This is a genomic window from Streptomyces sp. NPDC047974, assembly GCF_040653375.1.
Lineage (GTDB): Bacteria > Actinomycetota > Actinomycetes > Streptomycetales > Streptomycetaceae > Streptomyces.
Map to the genome: position 1 here is coordinate 268,337 of NZ_JBEZNU010000005.1, position 19,222 is coordinate 287,558.

Annotated in this window: 14 protein-coding genes; all 14 read left to right on the forward strand. The window is 74.6% G+C overall.

Going from position 1 to position 19,222, the window contains the following annotated elements; all coding sequences use genetic code 11:
• Positions 1-45 precede the first annotated feature (45 nt).
• The 14 genes from AB0E19_RS10575 (at position 46) to AB0E19_RS10640 (ending at position 19,218) form a co-directional block, all read left to right on the forward strand.
• A complete protein-coding gene (locus AB0E19_RS10575; protein WP_362176408.1) occupies positions 46-1,362 on the forward strand; it encodes a nucleotide sugar dehydrogenase in 1,317 nt (438 codons plus the stop codon).
• On the forward strand, positions 1,352-2,599 hold the full coding sequence (locus AB0E19_RS10580; protein ID WP_362176411.1) for a glycosyltransferase family 4 protein: 1,248 nt from the start codon (positions 1,352-1,354) through the stop codon (positions 2,597-2,599). Before AB0E19_RS10575 ends, AB0E19_RS10580 begins: the two co-directional genes overlap by 11 nt.
• Positions 2,596-3,930 carry a Wzz/FepE/Etk N-terminal domain-containing protein gene (locus tag AB0E19_RS10585; protein ID WP_362176414.1) on the forward strand — a complete coding sequence of 445 codons (1,335 nt, stop codon included), beginning with the start codon at positions 2,596-2,598 and terminating at the stop codon, positions 3,928-3,930. The genes AB0E19_RS10580 and AB0E19_RS10585 overlap by 4 nt, the downstream gene beginning before the upstream one ends.
• The gene (locus tag AB0E19_RS10590) at positions 3,927-5,477 is read left to right on the forward strand and encodes a Wzz/FepE/Etk N-terminal domain-containing protein (protein ID WP_362176417.1); all 1,551 of its coding nucleotides are present in this window, start codon (positions 3,927-3,929) and stop codon (positions 5,475-5,477) included. Before AB0E19_RS10585 ends, AB0E19_RS10590 begins: the two co-directional genes overlap by 4 nt.
• 2 nt (positions 5,478-5,479) lie before the next feature.
• Entirely contained in the window at positions 5,480-7,414 is a 1,935-nt protein-coding gene (gene asnB, locus AB0E19_RS10595) for an asparagine synthase (glutamine-hydrolyzing) (protein WP_362176420.1), read from the forward strand.
• A gap of 16 nt (positions 7,415-7,430) precedes the next feature.
• A complete protein-coding gene (locus AB0E19_RS10600) occupies positions 7,431-9,653 on the forward strand; it encodes a bi-domain-containing oxidoreductase (protein WP_362176423.1) in 2,223 nt (740 codons plus the stop codon).
• A gap of 101 nt (positions 9,654-9,754) precedes the next feature.
• Positions 9,755-11,737: an alginate lyase family protein gene (locus tag AB0E19_RS10605; protein WP_362176426.1), complete on the forward strand. Its 1,983-nt coding sequence runs from the start codon at positions 9,755-9,757 to the stop codon at positions 11,735-11,737.
• A 71-nt stretch (positions 11,738-11,808) separates the two neighbouring features.
• On the forward strand, positions 11,809-13,029 hold the full coding sequence (locus tag AB0E19_RS10610) for an O-antigen ligase domain-containing protein (protein WP_362176429.1): 1,221 nt from the start codon (positions 11,809-11,811) through the stop codon (positions 13,027-13,029).
• Between the two features lie 7 nt (positions 13,030-13,036).
• Entirely contained in the window at positions 13,037-14,245 is a 1,209-nt protein-coding gene (locus tag AB0E19_RS10615; protein WP_362176432.1) for a glycosyltransferase family 4 protein, read from the forward strand.
• Complete coding sequence (locus AB0E19_RS10620) at positions 14,245-15,480, forward strand: class I SAM-dependent methyltransferase (RefSeq protein WP_362176435.1); 1,236 nt, start codon at positions 14,245-14,247, stop codon at positions 15,478-15,480. The genes AB0E19_RS10615 and AB0E19_RS10620 overlap by 1 nt, the downstream gene beginning before the upstream one ends.
• On the forward strand, positions 15,477-16,271 hold the full coding sequence (locus AB0E19_RS10625; protein WP_362176438.1) for a glucose-1-phosphate cytidylyltransferase: 795 nt from the start codon (positions 15,477-15,479) through the stop codon (positions 16,269-16,271). The genes AB0E19_RS10620 and AB0E19_RS10625 overlap by 4 nt, the downstream gene beginning before the upstream one ends.
• On the forward strand, positions 16,268-16,918 hold the full coding sequence (locus AB0E19_RS10630; RefSeq protein ID WP_362176441.1) for a PIG-L family deacetylase: 651 nt from the start codon (positions 16,268-16,270) through the stop codon (positions 16,916-16,918). Before AB0E19_RS10625 ends, AB0E19_RS10630 begins: the two co-directional genes overlap by 4 nt.
• A 3-nt stretch (positions 16,919-16,921) precedes the next feature.
• Positions 16,922-17,947, forward strand: coding sequence for an NAD-dependent epimerase/dehydratase family protein (locus tag AB0E19_RS10635; protein WP_362176444.1), 1,026 nt, complete (start codon positions 16,922-16,924; stop codon positions 17,945-17,947).
• Positions 17,944-19,218, forward strand: a complete 1,275-nt coding sequence (locus tag AB0E19_RS10640) for a DUF4910 domain-containing protein (RefSeq protein ID WP_362176447.1) — start codon at positions 17,944-17,946, stop codon at positions 19,216-19,218. The genes AB0E19_RS10635 and AB0E19_RS10640 overlap by 4 nt, the downstream gene beginning before the upstream one ends.
• Positions 19,219-19,222 lie beyond the last annotated feature (4 nt).

Here is a 19,222-nt window from a genome sequence, read left to right on the forward strand (position 1 = left end):
CCGGAGGACGGACCGTCAGGGTCCGTCCGGGGGGAGGAGCGGGTCATGAGGGTGAGTGTGTTCGGGCTCGGCTACGTGGGCTGCGTGTCGGCCGCGTGCCTGGCCAGTCTGGGGCACGAGGTCATCGGGGTGGACGTGAACCCGGTGAAGGTCGACCTGGTCAACGGCGGCCGGGCGCCGGTGGTCGAGGAGGGGATCGGCGAGCTGGTCGCCGAGGTCGTCGGGTCCGGGGCGCTGCGCGCCACCACCGACGCCCGGGAGGCGATCGCGGGCAGCGACGTGTCGCTGGTGTGCGTGGGGACACCGTCGGAGGCCAACGGCAGCCTGTGCACCACCTACTTGGAGCGGGTCACCGAGGAGATCGGCGCGGCGCTGGCCGAGCGGGGCGGGCGGCACACGGTGGTGTACCGCAGCACCATGCTGCCGGGCACCTGTCTGAACCTGCTGGTGCCGCTCCTGGAGAAGTACGTCGGCGGCACGGTCGGCGTGGACGTAGGGGTGGCGGTCAATCCGGAGTTCCTGCGCGAGGGCACGAGCGTGCGGGACTTCTTCGACCCGCCGAAGACCGTCGTCGGCGAGCTCGACGCGGAGAGCGGCGACGTCGTCGAGTCCCTGTACGACGGGCTGCCGGGCCCGGTGTTCCGGGTGCCGGTGCCGACGGCCGAGGCGATCAAGTACGCGGACAACGCCTTCCACGGCCTCAAGATCGGCTTCGCGAACGAGCTGGGCGCGGTGTGCCAGGCGCTCGGGGTGGACTCGCACCAGGTGATGGACGTGTTCCTGGCCGACCGGAAGCTGAACATCAGCCCCGCCTATCTGCGGCCCGGCTTCGCCTTCGGGGGCTCGTGCCTGCCCAAGGACCTGCGCAGCCTGGTGCACGCGGCGCGGCGGGCGGACGTGTCGGTGCCGATCCTGTCGCACGTGCTCGTCTCCAACGCCGACCACCTCCAGCGGGCGGTCGAGCTGGTCGAGCGGACCGGGAAGCGGCGGGTGGGCCTCTTCGGGCTGTCCTTCAAGCCCGGCACCGACGACCTGCGCGAGAGCCCGCTCGTCGAACTGGCGGAGCGGCTCTTCGGCAAGGGGTACGACCTGCGGATCCACGACGCCAACGTGAACCTCTCCCGGCTGCTCGGCGCGAACCGCGAGTACATCGAGAACCGGCTGCCGCACCTGGCGCAACTGCTCGCCGACACCGTCGACGAGGTGCTCGACCACGCCGAGGTGTGCCTGGTCGGGACCAGGGACCCGGCGGTCCTGGCGGCGCTGCCCCACGGGGGCGGTCCGCTGATCATCGACCTCGTCCGCCTTCCCGACGCCGACGCGCGCCGGGCCGAACCCGGGTACGTGGGCCTTGCTTGGTGACGAGACCGGCCGCGGCGGGCACCGCCGGCGCGCGCTGATCCTGGTGGAGAACCTTTCGGTGCCGTTCGACCGGCGGGTGTGGCAGGAGTGTCTGACGCTCCGGGACGCGGGCTGGGAGGTGCACGTCGTCTGCCCCGCGGGCGGCACGCGGGACACGGAGCGCGAGACGGAGATCGACGGGGTGCGGATCCACCGCTATCCGCTGCGCGCGGCGACCGGAGGACCGGCCGGCTATCTGCGGGAGTACGGCTCGGCTCTCTGGCACACGGTCCGGCTGGCCCGGAAGGTCGGGCCGGTCGACGTCGTCCACGCCTGCAACCCGCCGGACCTGCTGTTCCTGCCGGCGCGGTGGCTGAAGCGGCGCGGGGCGCGGTTCGTCTTCGACCAGCACGACCTGGTGCCCGAGCTGTACCTGTCCCGGTTCGACCGCGGCGAGGACCTGCTCTACCGGGCGGTGTGCGCGCTGGAGCGGATGACCTACCGGGCCGCGGACGTGGTGCTCGCCACGAACGAGAGCTACCGGGACGTCGCGGTGCGTCGTGGCGGGCGGCGGGCCGAGGACGTGTTCGTGGTGCGCAGCGCGCCCGACACCGAGCGGTTCCGTCCCGTGCCGCCCGAGCCGGAGCTGAAGCGCGGCAAGCCCCATCTGCTGTGCTACCTGGGCGTGATGGGGCCGCAGGACGGTGTCGACTACGCGCTGCGGGCGCTGGCGAAGCTCCGTGACGAGCTGGGCCGCACCGACTGGCACGCGGTGTTCGTGGGCGGCGGGGACACCTTCGACGCGATGGTGGAGCTGGCGCGGCGGCTGGGTCTCGCGGACCGGGTGGAGTTCACCGGGCGGGTGCCGGACGCCGATCTGGTGCGCTACCTGTCGACGGCGGACGTGTGCCTCTCCCCCGACCCGCGCAATCCGCTCAACGACGTGTCGACGATGAACAAGGTCCTGGAGTACATGGTGATGGGCCGGCCGATCGTCTCCTTCGACCTGCGGGAGGCGCGGGTCTCCGCCGGGGACGCGGCGCTGTACGCGCCGGCGAACGACGAGACCGAGTTCGCGCGGCTCGTCGCGCGGCTCCTCGACGACCCGGAGAGGCGGGCCCTGATGGGGAAGGCCGGCCAGGAGCGGATCGGCGGGCCGCTGGCCTGGCGGAACTCCCAGCGCGCGCTGCTCGCCGCGTACGACGCCGCCGTGTCGGGCGGCGCGCGGGGCCGGGCGGGGACGGGGCCGCGCCGTTGAGCGACGACACGATACGCCTGGTCAGCCTGGGGCGGATCCTCCGCCGGCGATGGCGGCTCCTCGCCCTTCTCGCACTGGCGGGCGCGCTCGTCGGGTACGGCACCTCGCTGCTGCTGCCGCCGCGCTACACGACCTCGGTGTCGGTGCTGCTCCCGGGGTCGTGGGAGGAGCGGGAGCTGCTGACGCAGGCGCAGATCGCGACCAGTTCGGTGGTGGTCGACCGGGTGGCCGCCTCGCTCGGCCGGAGCGGGGCGGACGGCACGGAGCTGCGCGAGCGGATCGCCGCGGAGGCGGCCGAGGGGAACATCATCAGGATCTCGGGCACGGCCGACAGCCCGGCCGGGGCGCAGCGGCTCTCCGACACGGCGGCCCGGGAGTTCGTCGCCTTCGCGAGCCGGGTGGTGGGCGGCGACGCCGACCCGGAGGCGGAGACGCGCCTGGAGGCGTTGCGGAGGTCGGTGGAGACCGCGAGCCGTCGGATCACGGAGCTGGCCGACGCGGCCGATCCCGGGCGGACGGTGGAGAGCGTGCAGGCCCGTACGGAGCTGGAGAAGCTGCGTACGGCGCTGCGCGACGCCATGACGAAGCTGGACGAGACGGACCCGGCGGCGGGCAGGGCGGGGAAGGTCTCGATGGTCGTGATGGGGCCGGCGGTCCGTCCCGCGGGGGAGGCGCCGCCGACGCGGGTCCACCTCGTCGCCGCGGGCGCCGTGTCGTTCTTCGTGCTGGCGGTCGTCGGGCATCTCACGGCAGCGCGGATGAGCCGCCGGCCGCGTAGCGAGGGGGAGATCGCGGCCGCGCTGGGCGCGGTGCCCGTCGGCTCCGTGGACGTGCCCGGCGGGCGTCCCGCGCTCCGTCCCGGGGCGCGCGGTCCTCGGGCCTGGCTCCGCCGGCTGCTGGGGCTCGACGTCCGCTGGGACGTGCCGGTGCCGCGGGCGTCCGGCGATCCCTCGGGGCGGCGGATCCGCTACCGGCGGGTGTGCGCCCGGCTCCGGGACCGGCTGCCGGTGGCCGGCCGGCTCCTCGTCGTCGTCCCGGACGGCGACGAGGTCGCCCGCAGGGCCGCCGGGGAGCTCGTCGCCGAGGCCGCGAGCGCCGCCTCGCCCGACGACGGCTTTCCGGCGTTGCGGGTCGTGGGGGTGACGGTGTCGCATCCGCTGCTTCCCGACCGGGACGGCGAGTCGGGCGTCGTGGTCGTGGTCAGCCCGGGGAGCTGGACCTCGGGCGAGCTCGCGGGCATCGCGGGGGCGTGCGCGGACGCCCGGCAGGAGGTGGTCGGCCTCGTCGTCGCGGGGGCGGTACGAGGCCGGCCGGCGGGAGGTGTCCGGTGACGGCCCGCACGGAGGAGGAGCCGGCGGCCGCCCCGCTGATCGACCTGCAGACGCTGCTGGCGGCGGTGCGCAGGCGGCGCCGGCTGTGGTCGTCGCTGGCGCTGTTCGGGCTGCTCGCGGGCGCGGTGCTCGCGTGCGTGCTCGTGCCGCCGCCGACGGCGACGACGAAGGTCCTGGTGGCGCACCAGGAGGACCAGCCGAACGATCCCGGGACGCTGATCCGTACCGATGTGGCGCTGCTGCGCACCACCCGGATCGCGGGAGAGGCGCTGCGTGCGCTGGACTCCGGTGAGCGGCCGGAGGACTTCATGGAGGAGTACGAGGGTCTGGGGCTCACCAACAACCTGATGGAGATCACGGTCTCGGGTGACAGCGAGGCCGAGGCGGTGGCGCGCGCCGGGGCGCTCGCCGACGCGTTCGTCGCGGACCACGTGCGGCGGCTGAGGGAGACGGCGGACGCCGAGGCGAAGGCGCTGCTCGACCAGCGCGACCGCATGCGGGACGAACTCGCCCGGGTCAACGGGTCGATCGCCGAGGGGGCACGGGAGAAGGCGCCGAAGGCGTCGGCGGACATGGAGTCGCTCTTCGCCCGCCGGGCCGAACTCACCTCGCGGATCTCGGACTTCGACCAGCGGGCAGCGCAGGCCCGGGTCGGCACCCCGCGTCTCGTCGCGGGTACGCAGATCGTGGACGCCCCGCGCGCGGTGCGGCACTCGCTGCCGAAGTCGGTGGCCTCCGACGCGGCCATCGGGCTGGCCCTGGGGCTGGCCCTGGGCCTCGCGGTGGCGGCGGTCGGCTCGGTGGTGGCGGACCGTCCGGTGCTGCGCCGGGAGATCGCCGCGCACCTCGGGGCCTCGGTCGTCGCGGAGCTGCCGCGCCGGTCGTGGCCGTGGCGGCGGCGCCGGACCCGGGAGGCGCGCGAGCGGCTGACCCGGTCGCTGGCGCGGACGGTGCGCGGTGCCGCGGGGCCGGTGTCGCTCCTTGAGCTGGGCTGTGCGCGGGAGACGGCGGCGGTCGCCCTGGACCTCGCGCGGGCGCTGGGCGCGGACGGTCCGGTGGCGGTGATCGACGCGCTGCCGGGGCTGCCGCTGGCGGGACGCCGCCCGGCCGCGGGGGATCCGGTGGTGGTCGACGGCGAGGGCGCGGTGGAGCTGTCGCACCGGGAGCGCCGGATCGGCGTCGGTTCGGTGGGGCCGGGTGCGGCGTGGGCGGACCTGCCGTATCTCGGGGCGCGGACGGTGATGCTCGTGCGGGCCGGGTACGGGAGCGTCGCCTGGCTGCACGCCGTGGCCCGGCACCTCGCCGACCAGCGCGTCCCGGTCGTGGGCGTGGTGCTCGTGGACCCCGATCCGCGCGACCGGACCGACGGCACCGTGTGGGACGGGGTGTCGTCCGCGCCGTCGCGCGGGCCGGGCGGGCGGCCGTTCCCGCGGAGCGGCGGGGGTACGGCCCGCACCCCCGCGGCAGGCGGGGAGGGCCGGTGGCGGACGGAGCGGCTGCCGGTGCGGGCGGCGCGGGTCCCGGACAGCGACCAGGAGGCACGGTAGACATGTGTGGCATCGCGGGGACGTACCGGTGGCCGGACGGGAAGGCGGTGGCCGACCGGCTCACCGAGACGCTGGCGCACCGGGGCCCCGACGGGGCGGGCCGGTACGGCCGTCGCGTCGGGGACGGCGAGGTGCACCTGGGGCACCGCCGGCTGGCCGTGGTCGACCTGTCGGAGACAGGCGCCCAGCCGATGGAGTCGGACGGTCTGGTCCTCACCTACAACGGCGAGCTGTACAACGCGCCGGAGCTGCGGGCCGAGTTGGCGTCCGCAGGGGTGCGGTTCCGGGGCACGTCGGACACCGAGGTGCTCCTGGAGGCGTGGCGGCGGTGGGGCACGGACTGCCTGCCCCGGCTGCGCGGCATGTTCGCCTTCGGGATCTTCGACGAGCGCACCGGTGAACTGGTGCTCGTTAGGGACCAGTTGGGCATCAAGCCGCTGTTCCTGCTGCGGCGCGGCGGGGGGCTGGTGTTCGCGTCCGAGCTGAAGGCGCTCGCGGCCGTGAGCGGCGGGTCGCTGGAGGTGGACCACGGGGCTCTGGTGGCCTCGCTGTTGTACTACTGGGTGCCGGACTCGCGGTGCGCGTTCCGGGAGGCGGAGAAGCTGCCGCCGGGGACCTGGCTGCGGTGCCGGCCGGACGGGCGGGTGGAGCGCGGCCGGTTCTGGGACCTGCGCGAGGTCGCCGCCGAGGGGCGGGACCGGGCCCGCGCGGGCGAGCTGCCCGACCTCGCGGCCGTCGTCGAGGAGTCGACCCGGCGTCATCTGCTCTCCGACGTGCCGGTGGCGACCTTCCTCTCCGGCGGTCTCGACTCCAGCTATCTGACCGCGCTCGCCGCCCGCGAGCGGCCGGGGATCTCCGCCTACACGATCGGTTTCCGCGCCGAGGACGCCCGGTTCGAGGCGATGCCGGACGACCTGCGGTACGCGCGTCAGGTGGCCGGGAGGTTCGGGGTCGAGCTGCACGAGATCGAGATCGCCCCGGACGTCCTGGAGTTGCTGCCCCGGATGACGTACCACCTGGACGAGCCGATCGGTGATCCGGCGGCGATCAACACCTTCCTCATCTGCTCGGCGGCCCGGGAGGCCGGGGTCAAGGTGATGCTGTCGGGGATGGGCGCGGACGAGCTGTTCGCCGGTTACCGCAAGCACCTGGCCAATCTGGTGGCGCTGCGCTACCAGAGGGTGCCCCGGCCGCTGCGGCGGGCCGTGTCCGGCGTGGTGGACCGGCTGCCGGTCGCGACCGCCCGGAGGGGGTACCGGTCGGTGCGGTTCGCGAAGCGGTTCCTGTCCTTCGCGGAGCTGCCGGAGGAGACGGCCTTCCGCCGCAGCTACACCCTGTACGACCGGGCCGAGCTGCTGGACCTGGTCGACCCTGACCTGGCGGGGACGGTCGACGACGTGCTGGCCGAGCACGCGGACGTCTACCGGGACAACGACCTCGACGACTTCGTCAACCGGATGTGCCTGGGCGACGCCCGGATGTTCCTGCCGGGGCTGAACCTCGCCTACACGGACCGGTCGAGCATGGCCGCGTCGACGGAGGTGCGGGTGCCGTTCGTGGACGTCGAGGTGGTCAGGGCGGCGTTCGCCGTGCCCGGCTCGCGGAAGATCGTGGGGCGGCGGGGCAAGGCCGTCCTGAAGGAGGCGGCGTCCTCGGTCCTGCCCCGGGAGGTCGTCCACCGGCCCAAGGGCCTGTTCAGCGCCCCGCTGCGGGCGTGGATGAGCCGGGACCTCGCGCCGCTGGTGCGCGAGGTGGTGCACGACGGCGAGCTGGTCCGCTCCGGGCTGCTGCGGCGCGACGCCCTGCGGCGGCTGGTCGCGGAGGACGCGGCCGGGCACCACGACTACTCCAAGCATCTGTGGCACGTCCTGACCCTGGAGTACTGGTACCGCGGAGCGACCTCCGCGGCCGGCCAGGGCCCTTCCCTCACTGCGTAGAGACAAGAGGACTTCGGTGAAGCAGGTAGTGCAGAACTACAAGAGCGGCGAGCTGGCGCTGCTCGACGTGCCGGTGCCCGGGTGCAAGCCGGGCGGGGTGCTCGTACGGACCGCCTATTCGCTGATATCCACCGGGACCGAGCTGATGAAGGTCTCCGAGGCCGGCATGTCGATGGTCGGCAAGGCCCGTTCGCGGCCCGACCAGGTCGCGAAGGTCGTCCAGAGCGTCGCCGTGAACGGGCTGCCCGCCACCTACCGCAAGGTGATGGGCAAGCTGGACTCGTACACGCCCCTGGGCTACTCGCTGTGCGGGGTGGTCGAGCGGGTCGGCGCCGGGATCGACGACGTGAAGGTCGGCGACCTGGTGGCCTGCGCGGGCAACGAGCACGCGCTGCACGCCGAGGTGAACTGGGTGCCGAAGAACCTCTACACCCCGGTGCCGGACGGTCTCGCACCCCGCGACGCGGCCTTCGGGACCGTCGGGTCCATCGCGCTCCAGGGCCTGCGGCAGGGCGGGCCGCAGCTCGGCGAGGTGGCGCTGGTCATCGGTCTCGGGCTGATCGGGCAGCTGCTGGCACAGCTGCTGACCGCGGCGGGCGTCCGGGTGGTCGGCGTCGACCCCGACCCGGAGCGGTGCGCGCTCGCCGAGCGGCTCGGGGCGGTGGCCTGCGGCGACCCGGATTCGGCGGCGGTGGAGCACGCGGTGGCCGAACTGACCTCCGGGCACGGCGTGGACCAGGTGTACCTGGCGGCGGGCGGCAGCAGCAACCAGCCGGTGGAGCTGGCCGCCCGGCTGTGCCGGGACCGGGGGCGGGTCGTCGACATCGGCAAGTGCCGCCTGGACCTGCCGTGGAACGCGTACTACGAGAAGGAGCTCGACGTCCGGTTCTCCCGGAGTTACGGCCCGGGGCGCTACGACCCGGAGTACGAGCTGGAAGGCCGCGACTATCCGATCGGCCACGTCCGCTGGACCGAGCGGCGCAACCTCGCCTGCTTCCTCGACCTGGCCGCGCGGGGCCGGGTCGACGTGGGGCCGCTGGTGTCCCACGTCGCCGGCTTCGACGACGCCGTGGAGACGTACGGGCGGCTGAAGGACGGCCGGCTGAAGGCGGTGGCGGTGCTGTTCCGGTACCAGGACGGAACGGCGGCGGAGGCCGGCGGCGAGGGGCCGACGGTGGCCGTCCCGACGGAGACCGCCCCGTCGGTCACCGTCCCGGCGGTGGCACGTCCCGCCGTGGCGGGTGCCCCGGCCCGGGTCGCCGGGCGGCCGGTGCGGCTCGCGTTCGTCGGCGCGGGGAACTACGCGTCCTCGATGCTGCTGCCCCACCTGACCGGCCGCGAGGGCGTCGAGCTGTCGGCGGTCGTCACCACGACGGCGCTCTCCGCGGCCAACGCGCGGCGCACGTTCGGCTTCCGCCGCGCCACCACCGATCTGGACGCCGTCCTCGGCGACCCGACCGTCGACGCGGTGTTCGTCGTCACCCGTCACAGCTCGCACGCCGACCTCACCCGGCGGGCGCTGCTCGCGGGCAAGGCGGTCTTCGTCGAGAAGCCGCTCGCGCTGACCGGGGACGAGCTGGCCGGGGTCCTCGCGGCCGTGGAGGAGTCCGGCAACGACCGGCTCCAGGTGGGCTTCAACCGCCGGTTCGCACCGCTCCTGCGGGAGGCCCAGGAGCGCTTCGGCGCCCGGACCGGCCCGGCGAGCCTGCGCTATCTGGTGAACGCGGGCCGGCTCGACCACGGCAGCTGGTACCTCCGGGCGGGCTCCGAGGGCTCGCGGTTCACCGGCGAGGGCGGCCACTTCGTCGACACGGCGAGCCGGCTGCTCGGCGGCGACCCCGTGTCGGTGTACGCGGTCTCCCCGCCCGGCACCGACGACCTCCAGGTGGTCCTCGGCTACCCGGACGGCTCCACCGCGACCCTGAGCTACGTCACGAGCGGAGCGCCCGGCTTCCCCAAGGAGACGCTGGACCTGGTCGCGGACGGCAGGGTGCTGCGGTTCGACGACTTCGTCCGCGCCTCGGTGTACGACGGCCGCAGGCGGTGGGTGAGTTCGCGGCTGCCGAAGGCGCGGGACAAGGGGCAGTCGGCCGAGCTGGCCGCGTTCGTCAAGGCCGTGCGGACCGGCGGGCCGATGCCGGTGCCGCTGGAGTCGCTGGTGGCCACCACGGCGGCCACCCTCGCCGTCCCGGCCTCCCTCGCCGCCGGCGTACCGGTGACCCTGGCGGCGGCCCGATGACCGGGAGCACGGGGAGCGGGAGCACGCGGAGCGGGAGCAGGGGCACCGCAAGCGCGGGGACCGACAGCACGGGGAGCAAGGCCGCGGGAGGCGCGCGGGCCATGAGCGCGGGCTGGTACCTGCGGCGGCTGTCCCGGATGGGGCCGCGGGAGGTCGGCGGCCGGGTCGGCGACGCGGTCCGCAGGAGGCGGTGGCGGTCGGCGCGCCCGGAGGGCCCGGCCGTGACCGGCGCCCGGTTCACCGCCGTGCTGCCCGCCGGTGCCCTGGCCGCGGTGGCGCCGGAGGCGGCGAAGCGGCTGCTCGCCGAGGCGGACCGGCTGATGGCCGGGCAGGCCGTGTACTTCGGGGTGGCCCGCGACGACCTGGTCGACCCGGACTGGTGGCACGACCCGAAGACCGGGCGCCGGGCCCCGTGGGGGTACGCCTTCGACGTGCCGTACCGGGACGAGGAGGCGGTCGGGGACGTCAAGCAGATCTGGGAGCTGTCCCGGCACCAGTACCTCACCGTGCTCGCCGCCGCCTACGCGCTCTCCGGCGACGAGCGGTACGCGGAGCGGGTGGCCGCGCACCTGCGGTCCTGGTGGGCGGCGAACGCGCCGTTGCGCGGGGTGCACTGGACCAGCGGCATCGAGCTGGGGATCCGGCTGCTGTCCTGGGTGTGGGTCCGCCGACTCCTCGACGGCTGGCCGGGCGCGCCCGGCCTGTTCGAGGAGAACCCGGTGGCGCTCCGGCAGATCTGGCACCACCAGCGCTGGCTGGCCGCCTTCCCCAGCCGGGGCTCCTCGGCGAACAACCACGTCGTCGCCGAGGCCGCCGGGCAGCTCGCGGCGGCCTGCGCGTTCGGCTGGTTCCCCGCCTCGGCGCGGTGGCGGGCCGACGCGCTGCGCTCACTGGAGCGGCAGCTGCGCGCCAACACCTTCCCGTCCGGGCTCAACCGGGAGCTGGCCACCGAGTACCACGGCCTGGTCCTCGAACTGGGCCTGGCGGCGGTGGCCGAGGCCGACACGGCCGGCGTGCCGGTGCCGAGGACCGTCCGGCTGGTGCTGCTGCGGATGACCGACGCGCTCGCGGCCGTCGTCGACGACCGGCTGCGGCCGCCGCGTCAGGGCGACGCGGACGACGGGCACGGCCTGGTCCTCGACGGACCGGACACCGACCGCTGGGGCTCGCTGCTCGCCACCGGGGACGCCGTCTTCGGCAGGCTCCCCTGGTGGCCGGAGGTGCCCGGCACCGATGTGCGCACCCCGCTGCTCGCCGCACTCGTCCGGCCGTACGGGAAGGGCGGCGGCGCGCCGGCCGTGTCGCGTCCGCGGGTCCGGCCGGCGCACTTCGCCGACGCGGGCCTGACCGTGCTGCGGGGGCCCGGCGGGATCTGGTGCCGCTGCGACGGCGGTCCGCACGGCTTCCTGTCGATCGCCGCGCACGCCCACGCGGACGCGCTGTCGGTGGAGGTGCGGCACGACGGCGTCGACGTGCTCGCGGACCCGGGGACGTACTGCTACCACGGGCAGCCGGAGTGGCGGAGCTACTTCCGCTCCACCCTGGCCCACAACACGCTCCAGTGGGACGGCGCCGACCAGTCCGTCTCCGGCGGCCCGTTCCTGTGGACCCGGCACGCCCGCACCCGCGTCCTGGTCGCGGACGTCCCGGACGCCTCCGGCGGGAAGCCGGCCCGCTGGTGCGCCGAGCACCACGGCTACGAGGGAGTGGCGCACCGCCGGACGGTGGAACTCGCCCACGCGTCAGGGGAGTTACGGATCCACGACGAGGTCCACGGCGGGCGCGGGCGGGTGCGCCTCGCCTTCCACCTGGGTCCGTCGGTCGGCGCGGAGCTGGTGGGGAACCGGGCGGTGCTCACCTGGTCCTCGCGGGAGGGCGAGGACCGCTCGGCGGTGCTCGCCCTGCCCGGGGAGCTGTCGTGGCGGGCGCACCGCGGGGAGAGCCGCCCGCCGCTGGGCTGGTACTCCGCGGGGTTCGGCCGCAAGGAGCCGGCCACCGCGCTGATCGGCACCGGCTCCGTCGACGGCGCGGCGGGGTTCACCACCGTGCTCAGGTTCCACGGCCAGGGGGCGCGTGGTGAGTGAGGAGCGGCACCGGGCGGTGCCGAGGACGCCGCGGGCGCCCGTGGTCCGGGTGGTGCGGGGCGGGGGTGGGGATGGCCGCTGACCGCGTGCCGAAGCCCGTCGCGGCGGCGTGGGTGCTGCTCGCCCTCAACACGCTCGGCTCCGCCGGGGCCAAGACCGTCGTCGCGATCCCCCGTTCCCTCATCCAGATGGTGACCATGGGCGCGCTGGTGGTCGCCTTCGCGCTCGCGCTCGCCGTCAACCGGCCGCTGCGCGTGCGGCCCAGCGCCTTCGTCTTCCTGCTCACCCTGCTGCTGGTGCCGAGCGTGATCGCCGGCCTGCGCCTGGAGGTCGGGTTCGGCGCGCTGTTCCGGTGCGCCCGGCTCGCGCTCTTCGTCGCCACGCTGTGGCTCCTGACCCGCTGGTGGAACGGCGGGCTCGGCTTCGTGCGCGTGCACATCCGGATGTACTTCGCGGTGCTCTGCCTGGTGGCCGCCGGCCTGGCCGTCGCACCCGGCACGGCGATGCCGGAGTACTACGGCGGGCGGCTCGTGGGGGCGCTGTGGCCGCTGACGCCGCCGCAGATCGGGCAGTACGCGGCGGTGGTCGTCGGGCTCACCGTGCTGCTCCTGCTCGGCCGCCGGACGACCGCCGCCGGCGCCGCGGTGGTGGTCGTGCCGGGGCTGGTCCTGCTCGCGATGACCCACACCCGGACGGCGACGCTCGGGCTGCTCATCGGCCTGGTGCTCGCGGTCGGCTCGCTGTTCCTGACCAGCGCGGCGGCCCGCCGGGTCTTCGCCTGGGCGGTGCTGTGCGCCTCGGTGGCCGCGGTGGTGTTCGGCTCCGCGCTGCGGGCGTGGTTCCTGCGCGGGCAGAGCCAGGAGAACTTCGCCAACCTCACCGGCCGGGCGAAGGTCTGGGACGCGCTGCTCGCGGCGCCCCGGACGGCCGGGGAGCGGGTCCTCGGCGTGGGGCTGGGCGACAAGTCCTTCGACGGGCTGCCGATCGACAACAGCTGGCTGGCGGTCTACCACGAGCAGGGGCTGCTCGGGGTGACGCTGGTGGCGGCGCTGCTCCTCGTGCTCGGCGGGGTGGCGCTGCTGCGGCCGCCGTCGCTGCCGAGGGCGTGCGCGATCTTCCTGATCGGCTACTGCGCGCTCTCCTCGTACACCGAGGTCGGGCTCGGTGACGCCTCGGCGTATCTGCTGCATCTGGCCCTGGCCGCCTCGTTGTTGGTGGCGCCTGCGCCCGTCCCTGCCCCGGCGGCGGCCGAGCCGCCCGTCCGACCCGTCCCGCTGTGGGCGAGGAGGTGAGCTGAGCATGCGTGTCCTCGTGGTGCACAACCGCTACTCCTCGGCACAGCCGAGCGGCGAGAACAGGGTCGTCGACGAGGAGGTGGCGCTGCTGCGTTCGGCCGGCCACCGGGTCGGGCTGTTCGAGCGGCGCAGCGACTCGATCGGGGCCCGGTCCCTGCTGGGGAAGGCGGCGGTGCCGCTCCTGGTGCCGTGGAACCCCGCGGTGCGCACGGAGCTGGCGGCGCGGCTGCGCGCCGAGCGGCCGGACGTGGTGCACGTGCACAACGTCTTCCCGCTGCTGTCGCCCTCGGTCCTCGCCGCCTGCGCCGACGCCGGCGTGCCGGTGGTCGCCACCCTGCACAACTACACGCAGGTGTGCCCGCCGGGCACCCTGCACCGGGACGGGCGGGCGTGCGGCGAGTGCGTGGGTCCGAAGGTCCCGCTGGCTTCCGTCCGGCACGGCTGCTACCGGGACTCGCGCCTGGCGACGGTGCCGCTCGCGGTCGGCCTGGCGGTCAACCGGCGCCGCTGGTGGTCCGGGGTGGAGCGCTTCCTGTGCATCTCGGCGGCGCAGCGGGAGCTGCTGGTGCGGTCCGGCATGCCGGCCGGTCGCCTGGTGGTGAAACACAACTTCGTGCCGGACCCGGGCACGGTCCGCACGGGTCCCGGCCGGCATCTGCTCTTCCTCGGCCGGCTCACGCAGGCCAAGGGGATACGGCTCCTGATGGCCGCGTGGGAGGAGGTGGCGGCGGGCGGCGGGGTGGGCGTGCCGCTGGTGGTCGCCGGGGCGGGGCCGCTGGACCGGGAGGTGGCGGCCTGGGCGGCGGGCCGGGAGGACGTGCGGTTCGCCGGCCTGTACGACCCGGCGCGGGTCCGGGAGGCGGTGGCCGGGGCGGTGGCGGTGGTCGCGCCGTCGGAGGCGCGGGAGACCTTCGGTCTGGTGGTGGCGGAGGCGATGGCGGCCGGGGTGCCGGTGGTGGCCGCCGGCCACGGCGGGTTCTCCGAGCTCGTCGAGGACGGGGTGACCGGGCTGTTGCACCGCCCGGGCGACGCCGCCTCGCTGGCGTCCCTGATGCGCCGGATCGCCGCCGATCCGGGGCGCAACGAGGAGATGGGCCGGGCGGCCCGGCGCCGCTACGACCGGTTCTTCAGTCCGGCGGTCGGCCTGGAGCGCCTGGTGGAGGAGTACCGCGCCGCGATCGCGGGGCGGACGGAATCGATGGGGGGCAGTTGATGACACGATGCCGACTCTGCGGCTCGGCGGCGCTGGTGAGCGTCGTCGACCTGGGGGCGACCCCGCCGTGCGAGAGCTTCCTCGCGGCGGACCGGCTCGACCTGCCGGAGCCCGCGTACCCGCTGCACCTGCGGCTGTGCGCCGAGTGCCGGCTCGCGCAGCTCCCGCCGCTGATCACGCCGGAGGAGACGTTCACGGAGTACGCGTACTTCTCCTCGTACTCGACGTCCTGGGTGGAGCACGCGCGGGCCTTCGTGGCGGGCGCGGTGGAGCGGCTGGGGCTCGGCCCGGACGCGTTCGTCGTCGAGGTGGCGAGCAACGACGGGTACCTGCTGAAGCACGTGGTGGAGCGGGGGATCCGCTGCCTCGGCGTCGAGCCGTCGGTGAACGTGGGCGCGGCGGCGCGGGAGGCGGGCGTGCCGACGCTCACGGAGTTCCTGTCGCCGGCGACCGGTGCGGCGGTGCGCGCCGAGCACGGCCCGGCGGACCTGGTCGTGGCGAACAACGTGTACGCGCACATCCCGGACGTCGTCGGTTTCACCGAGGGGCTGCGGGCGCTGGTCGCCGACGACGGCTGGGTGTCGATCGAGGTGCAGCACCTGCTGACCCTGATCGAGGAGAACCAGTACGACACGATCTACCACGAGCACTTCCAGTACTACACGGTGGAGTCGGCGGCCCGGGCGCTCGCGAGCGGCGGGCTGACGCTGGTGGACGTCGAGCTGCTGCCGACGCACGGCGGCTCGATCCGGCTCTGGGCGCGCCCGTCCGAGGCGGCCGGCGAACCCGGCGGCCGGGTGGCGGAGGTCCTGGACCGGGAGAAGGCCGCGGGGCTCCACGAGCTGTCCGGGTACGCCCGGTTCTCCGAGCGGGTGGCGAAGGTGCGCAGGGACCTGCTGCGGTTCCTGATCGAGGCGGCCGAGCGGGGCGAGACGGTCGTCGGCTACGGCGCCCCGGGCAAGGGCAACACCCTGCTCAACCACTGCGGCATCCGGCCCGACCTGCTCGCGTACACGGTCGACCGCAACCCCTACAAGCACGGCAGGTTCACCCCGGGCACCAGGATCCCGGTCCTGCCGCCCGAGCGGATCGCCGCCGACCGGCCGGACTACGTGCTCGTCCTCCCGTGGAACCTGCGGGACGAGCTGGTCGAGCAGCTGTCCTACGTGCACGAGTGGGGCGGCCGGCTGGTCTTCCCCATCCCGGAACTGAGCATCGTCGAGGTGACGCGATGAAGGTCGTCCTGTTCTGCGGCGGTTACGGGCTGCGCATGCGCGCCGGGGCCTTCGACGACGTGCCCAAACCGATGGCGATGGTCGGCCCCCGGCCGCTGATCTGGCACGTGATGCGCTACTACGCGTACTACGGGCACACCGAGTTCATCCTGTGCCTCGGCTACGGCGCGCACCACATCAAGGAGTTCTTCCTCAGCTACGAGGAGACGGCGTCCAACGACTTCGTGCTGCGGGGCGGTCGGACCGAGCTGCTCACCACCGACATCGCGGACTGGACGATCACCTTCGCGCAGACCGGCATCGAGTCGCCGATCGGCGAGCGGCTGCGCCGGGTGCGCCACCACCTGGACGGCGACGAGATGTTCCTCGCCAACTACGCGGACGTGCTCACCGACGCCCCGCTGCCGGAGATGATCGACCGCTTCGCGCGGCGGGACGCCGGCGCGTCGATGATGGTGGTGCCGCCGCAGTCCTCCTTCCACTGCGTGGACCTGGGCGAGGACGGTCTGGTCGGGGGCATCACCCCGGTGAGCGAGCTGCCGCTGTGGGAGAACGGCGGCTACTTCGTCCTCCGCCAGGAGGTCTTCGACCACATACCGGAGGGCGGGGACCTGGTCGCCGACGGCTGCGCCGGACTGGCCAAGGAGGGGCGGCTCGTCGCCCACCGGCACCGCGGCTTCTGGAAGCCCACGGACACCGTGAAGGAGCGGGCCGCGCTCGACGAGGCCTATGCCCGGGGCGACCGGCCGTGGGCCGTGTGGGAGCGGGACCGGGTCGGAGCGCGGGCGTGATCCGGCTGGGGGCCGGGCGGCCCGTGGAGCGGGTCGTCGCGGTCGGCGCGCACTGCGACGACGTCGCGATCGGCGCCGGCGGCACGCTGCTGACGGTCTGCCGCGCCCGGCCGGGCGTCCGCGTCGACGCGCTGGTGCTGACCGGCGGGGGCGGCGAGCGGGAGCAGGAGGAGCGGGCCGCGCTCGCCGCCTTCTGCCCGGACGCCGACCTGCGGCTGACGGTGCTGAAGCTGCCGGACGGCCGGCTGCCCGCGTACTGGGACGAGGCCAAGGCGGCGGTGGAGGAGCTGCGGGCGGGGACGGAACCGGACGTCGTCCTCGCCCCGCGCACCGCCGACGCGCACCAGGACCACCGGGGCCTGGCCCGGCTGGTGCCCACCGCGTTCCGCGACCATCTCGTGCTCGGCTACGAGATCGTCAAGTGGGACGCCGATCTCGGCCGTCCGACGGCGTACCAGCCGCTGACGGCGGAGATCGCCGAGGAGAAGGTACGACTGCTGCAGGAGCACTACCCCTCGCAGCGGCACCGGCCCTGGTACGACCGGGAGGCCTTCCTCGGCCTGGCCCGGATCCGCGGCATCGAGTGCCAGGCGCGCTACGCCGAGGCCTTCGACGTCACCAAACTCACTCTCGACCTGGGGGAATGAATCGTGCGCGTACTGCTGACCGGACACCAGGGGTACCTGGGCACCGTGATGGCCCCGGTCCTGGCCGCCGCCGGGCACGAGGTCGTCGGCCTGGACGCCGGGCTCTTCGCCGACTGCGTCCTCGGCCCGGCGCCCGCGGACCCGGCCGGGCACCGGGTGGACCTGCGCGACGTCACGGCCGAGCACGTGGCCGGGGTGGACGCGGTGATCCACCTGGCCGCGCTCTCCAACGACCCGCTGGGCTCGCTGGCGCCCGAACTCACCTACGCCATCAACCACCGGGCCTCGGTGCGGCTCGCCCGGCTGGCCCGCGACGCCGGGGTGCGGCGCTTCCTGTACGCGTCGACGTGCTCGGTGTACGGCGCCGCCGGCGGCGACGAGCTGGTCGGCGAGGACGCGCCGCTGCGCCCGGTGACGCCGTACGCGGAGTCCAAGGTCCGCGTCGAGGACGATCTGCACGCGCTCGCGGACGGCGACTTCAGCCCCGTGTACCTGCGCAACGCCACGGCCTTCGGCTTCTCGCCCCGGCTGCGCGCCGACATCGTCCTGAACAACCTGGTGGGTCACGCGCTGCTGTCCGGCGAGGTCCTGGTGCTCTCCGACGGCACGCCGTGGCGTCCTCTGGTGCACGCCGCCGACATCGCCCACGCCTTCACGGCGGCGCTGACGGCACCTCAGGAGGCCGTGCACGACCGGGCGTTCAACATCGGCAGCGAGGCCAACAACGTCACGGTCGCGGAGATCGCCGAGCAGGTGGCCGAGGCGGTGGAGGGGTCGAAGGTGGTGATCACCGGGGAGACCGGCGCCGACCCGCGCTCGTACCGGGTGGACTTCTCGCGCTTCCGGGCGGCGGTCCCCGGCTTCGACTGCGCGTGGACGGTGAAGCGGGGCGCGCTCGAACTCGCCGACGCCTACCGCGCACACGGCCTGGGCCGCGAGGACTTCGAGCGGCGCTTCACCCGTCTCGCGGTGCTGCGCGCCGCCGCCGGGGCCGGGGCCGTCGACGACACCCTGCGGCGGCGCCGATGACGACGCCCGGCGAGGAGATGCACGCCCTGGTGGAGCGGCTGTACCCGCTGTGCCGGAGCATCACCGGAGACGGGGTGCGGGCCACCCTGGACGTCGTCGGCACGTACATACCGCTCCAGGTGCACGAGGTGCCGACCGGGACGCGGGTGCTCGACTGGACGGTGCCGCAGGAGTGGAACATCCGGGACGCGTACGTCGCCGACGCCACGGGCCGGCGGGTCGTCGACTTCGCCGCGTCCAGCCTCCACGTGCTCGGCTACAGCGTGCCGGTCGCGGCGACGATGCCGCTGTCCGAGCTCCGCGGCCATCTGCACACCCTGCCGGACCAGCCGGACCTGATCCCCTACCGCACCAGCTACTACGCGCCGGAGTGGGGGTTCTGCCTGAGCCAGAACACCCTCGACGCGCTGCCGGACGGCCCGTACGAGGTGCGGATCGACTCCACGCTCGCCGACGGGCACCTCACCTACGCCGAGCACGTCGTCCCCGGGCAGGTCGCCGACGAGGTGATCGTCTCCAGCCACGTCTGCCACCCGGCGCTCGCCAACGACAACCTCGCCGGGATCGCCGTCGCGGTCTTCCTCGCCCGGGCGCTCGCGGAGGGGACGCCGTACTACACGTACCGGTTCGTCTTCGCGCCCGGCACCATCGGCGCCGTCACCTGGCTGGCCCGCAACGCGGAGCGGATCGAGCGGGTCAGGCACGGGCTCGTGCTGGCCTGCGCGGGCGACCGGGGACGGCTCACGTACAAGCGGAGCAGGCGCGGCGACGCGGGGATCGACCGGGTCCTCCGGCACGTGCTCGAAACCTCCGGACGACCGCACGAGATCGTCGGGTTCACTCCGTACGGCTACGACGAGCGGCAGTACTGCTCCCCCGGCTTCGACCTCGGGGTCGGCTCGCTCAGCCGGACCCCGTACGGCGGCTATCCCGAGTACCACACGTCGGCGGACGACCCGGACTTCGTCTCCCCGGAGGCCATGGAGGACACCCTCGCGGTCTGCCGCGAGGCGTTCGCGGTGCTCGACCGCGACCGGCGGTACGTCAACCTCAGCCCGTACGGCGAACCGCAGCTCGGCCGGCGGGGACTGTACGACTCGCTCGGCGGGCGCAGCGACGCCAAGGAGGCCCAGCTCGCGATGTTGTGGGTGCTCAGCCTCTCGGACGGCGACCACGGGCTGCTGGACGTCGCCGAGCGATCGGGGCTGCCGTTCGACGCCGTCGCCGCCGCGGCCGAGGCGCTGCGCGACGCCGGGCTGATCAAGGCGTGAGGCC

What these genes read in the sequence shown, in the direction of transcription:
- AB0E19_RS10620 (WP_362176435.1), top strand. Translation starts at nt 14,245, where the DNA reads ATGACACGATGCCGACTCTGCGGCTCGGCGGCGCTGGTGAGCGTCGTC.
- AB0E19_RS10575 (WP_362176408.1), top strand. Translation starts at nt 46, where the DNA reads ATGAGGGTGAGTGTGTTCGGGCTCGGCTACGTGGGCTGCGTGTCGGCC.
- asnB (WP_362176420.1), top strand. Translation starts at nt 5,480, where the DNA reads ATGTGTGGCATCGCGGGGACGTACCGGTGGCCGGACGGGAAGGCGGTG.
- AB0E19_RS10610 (WP_362176429.1), top strand. Translation starts at nt 11,809, where the DNA reads ATGGCCGCTGACCGCGTGCCGAAGCCCGTCGCGGCGGCGTGGGTGCTG.
- AB0E19_RS10625 (WP_362176438.1), top strand. Translation starts at nt 15,477, where the DNA reads ATGAAGGTCGTCCTGTTCTGCGGCGGTTACGGGCTGCGCATGCGCGCC.
- AB0E19_RS10615 (WP_362176432.1), top strand. Translation starts at nt 13,037, where the DNA reads ATGCGTGTCCTCGTGGTGCACAACCGCTACTCCTCGGCACAGCCGAGC.
- AB0E19_RS10640 (WP_362176447.1), top strand. Translation starts at nt 17,944, where the DNA reads ATGACGACGCCCGGCGAGGAGATGCACGCCCTGGTGGAGCGGCTGTAC.
- AB0E19_RS10605 (WP_362176426.1), top strand. Translation starts at nt 9,755, where the DNA reads ATGAGCGCGGGCTGGTACCTGCGGCGGCTGTCCCGGATGGGGCCGCGG.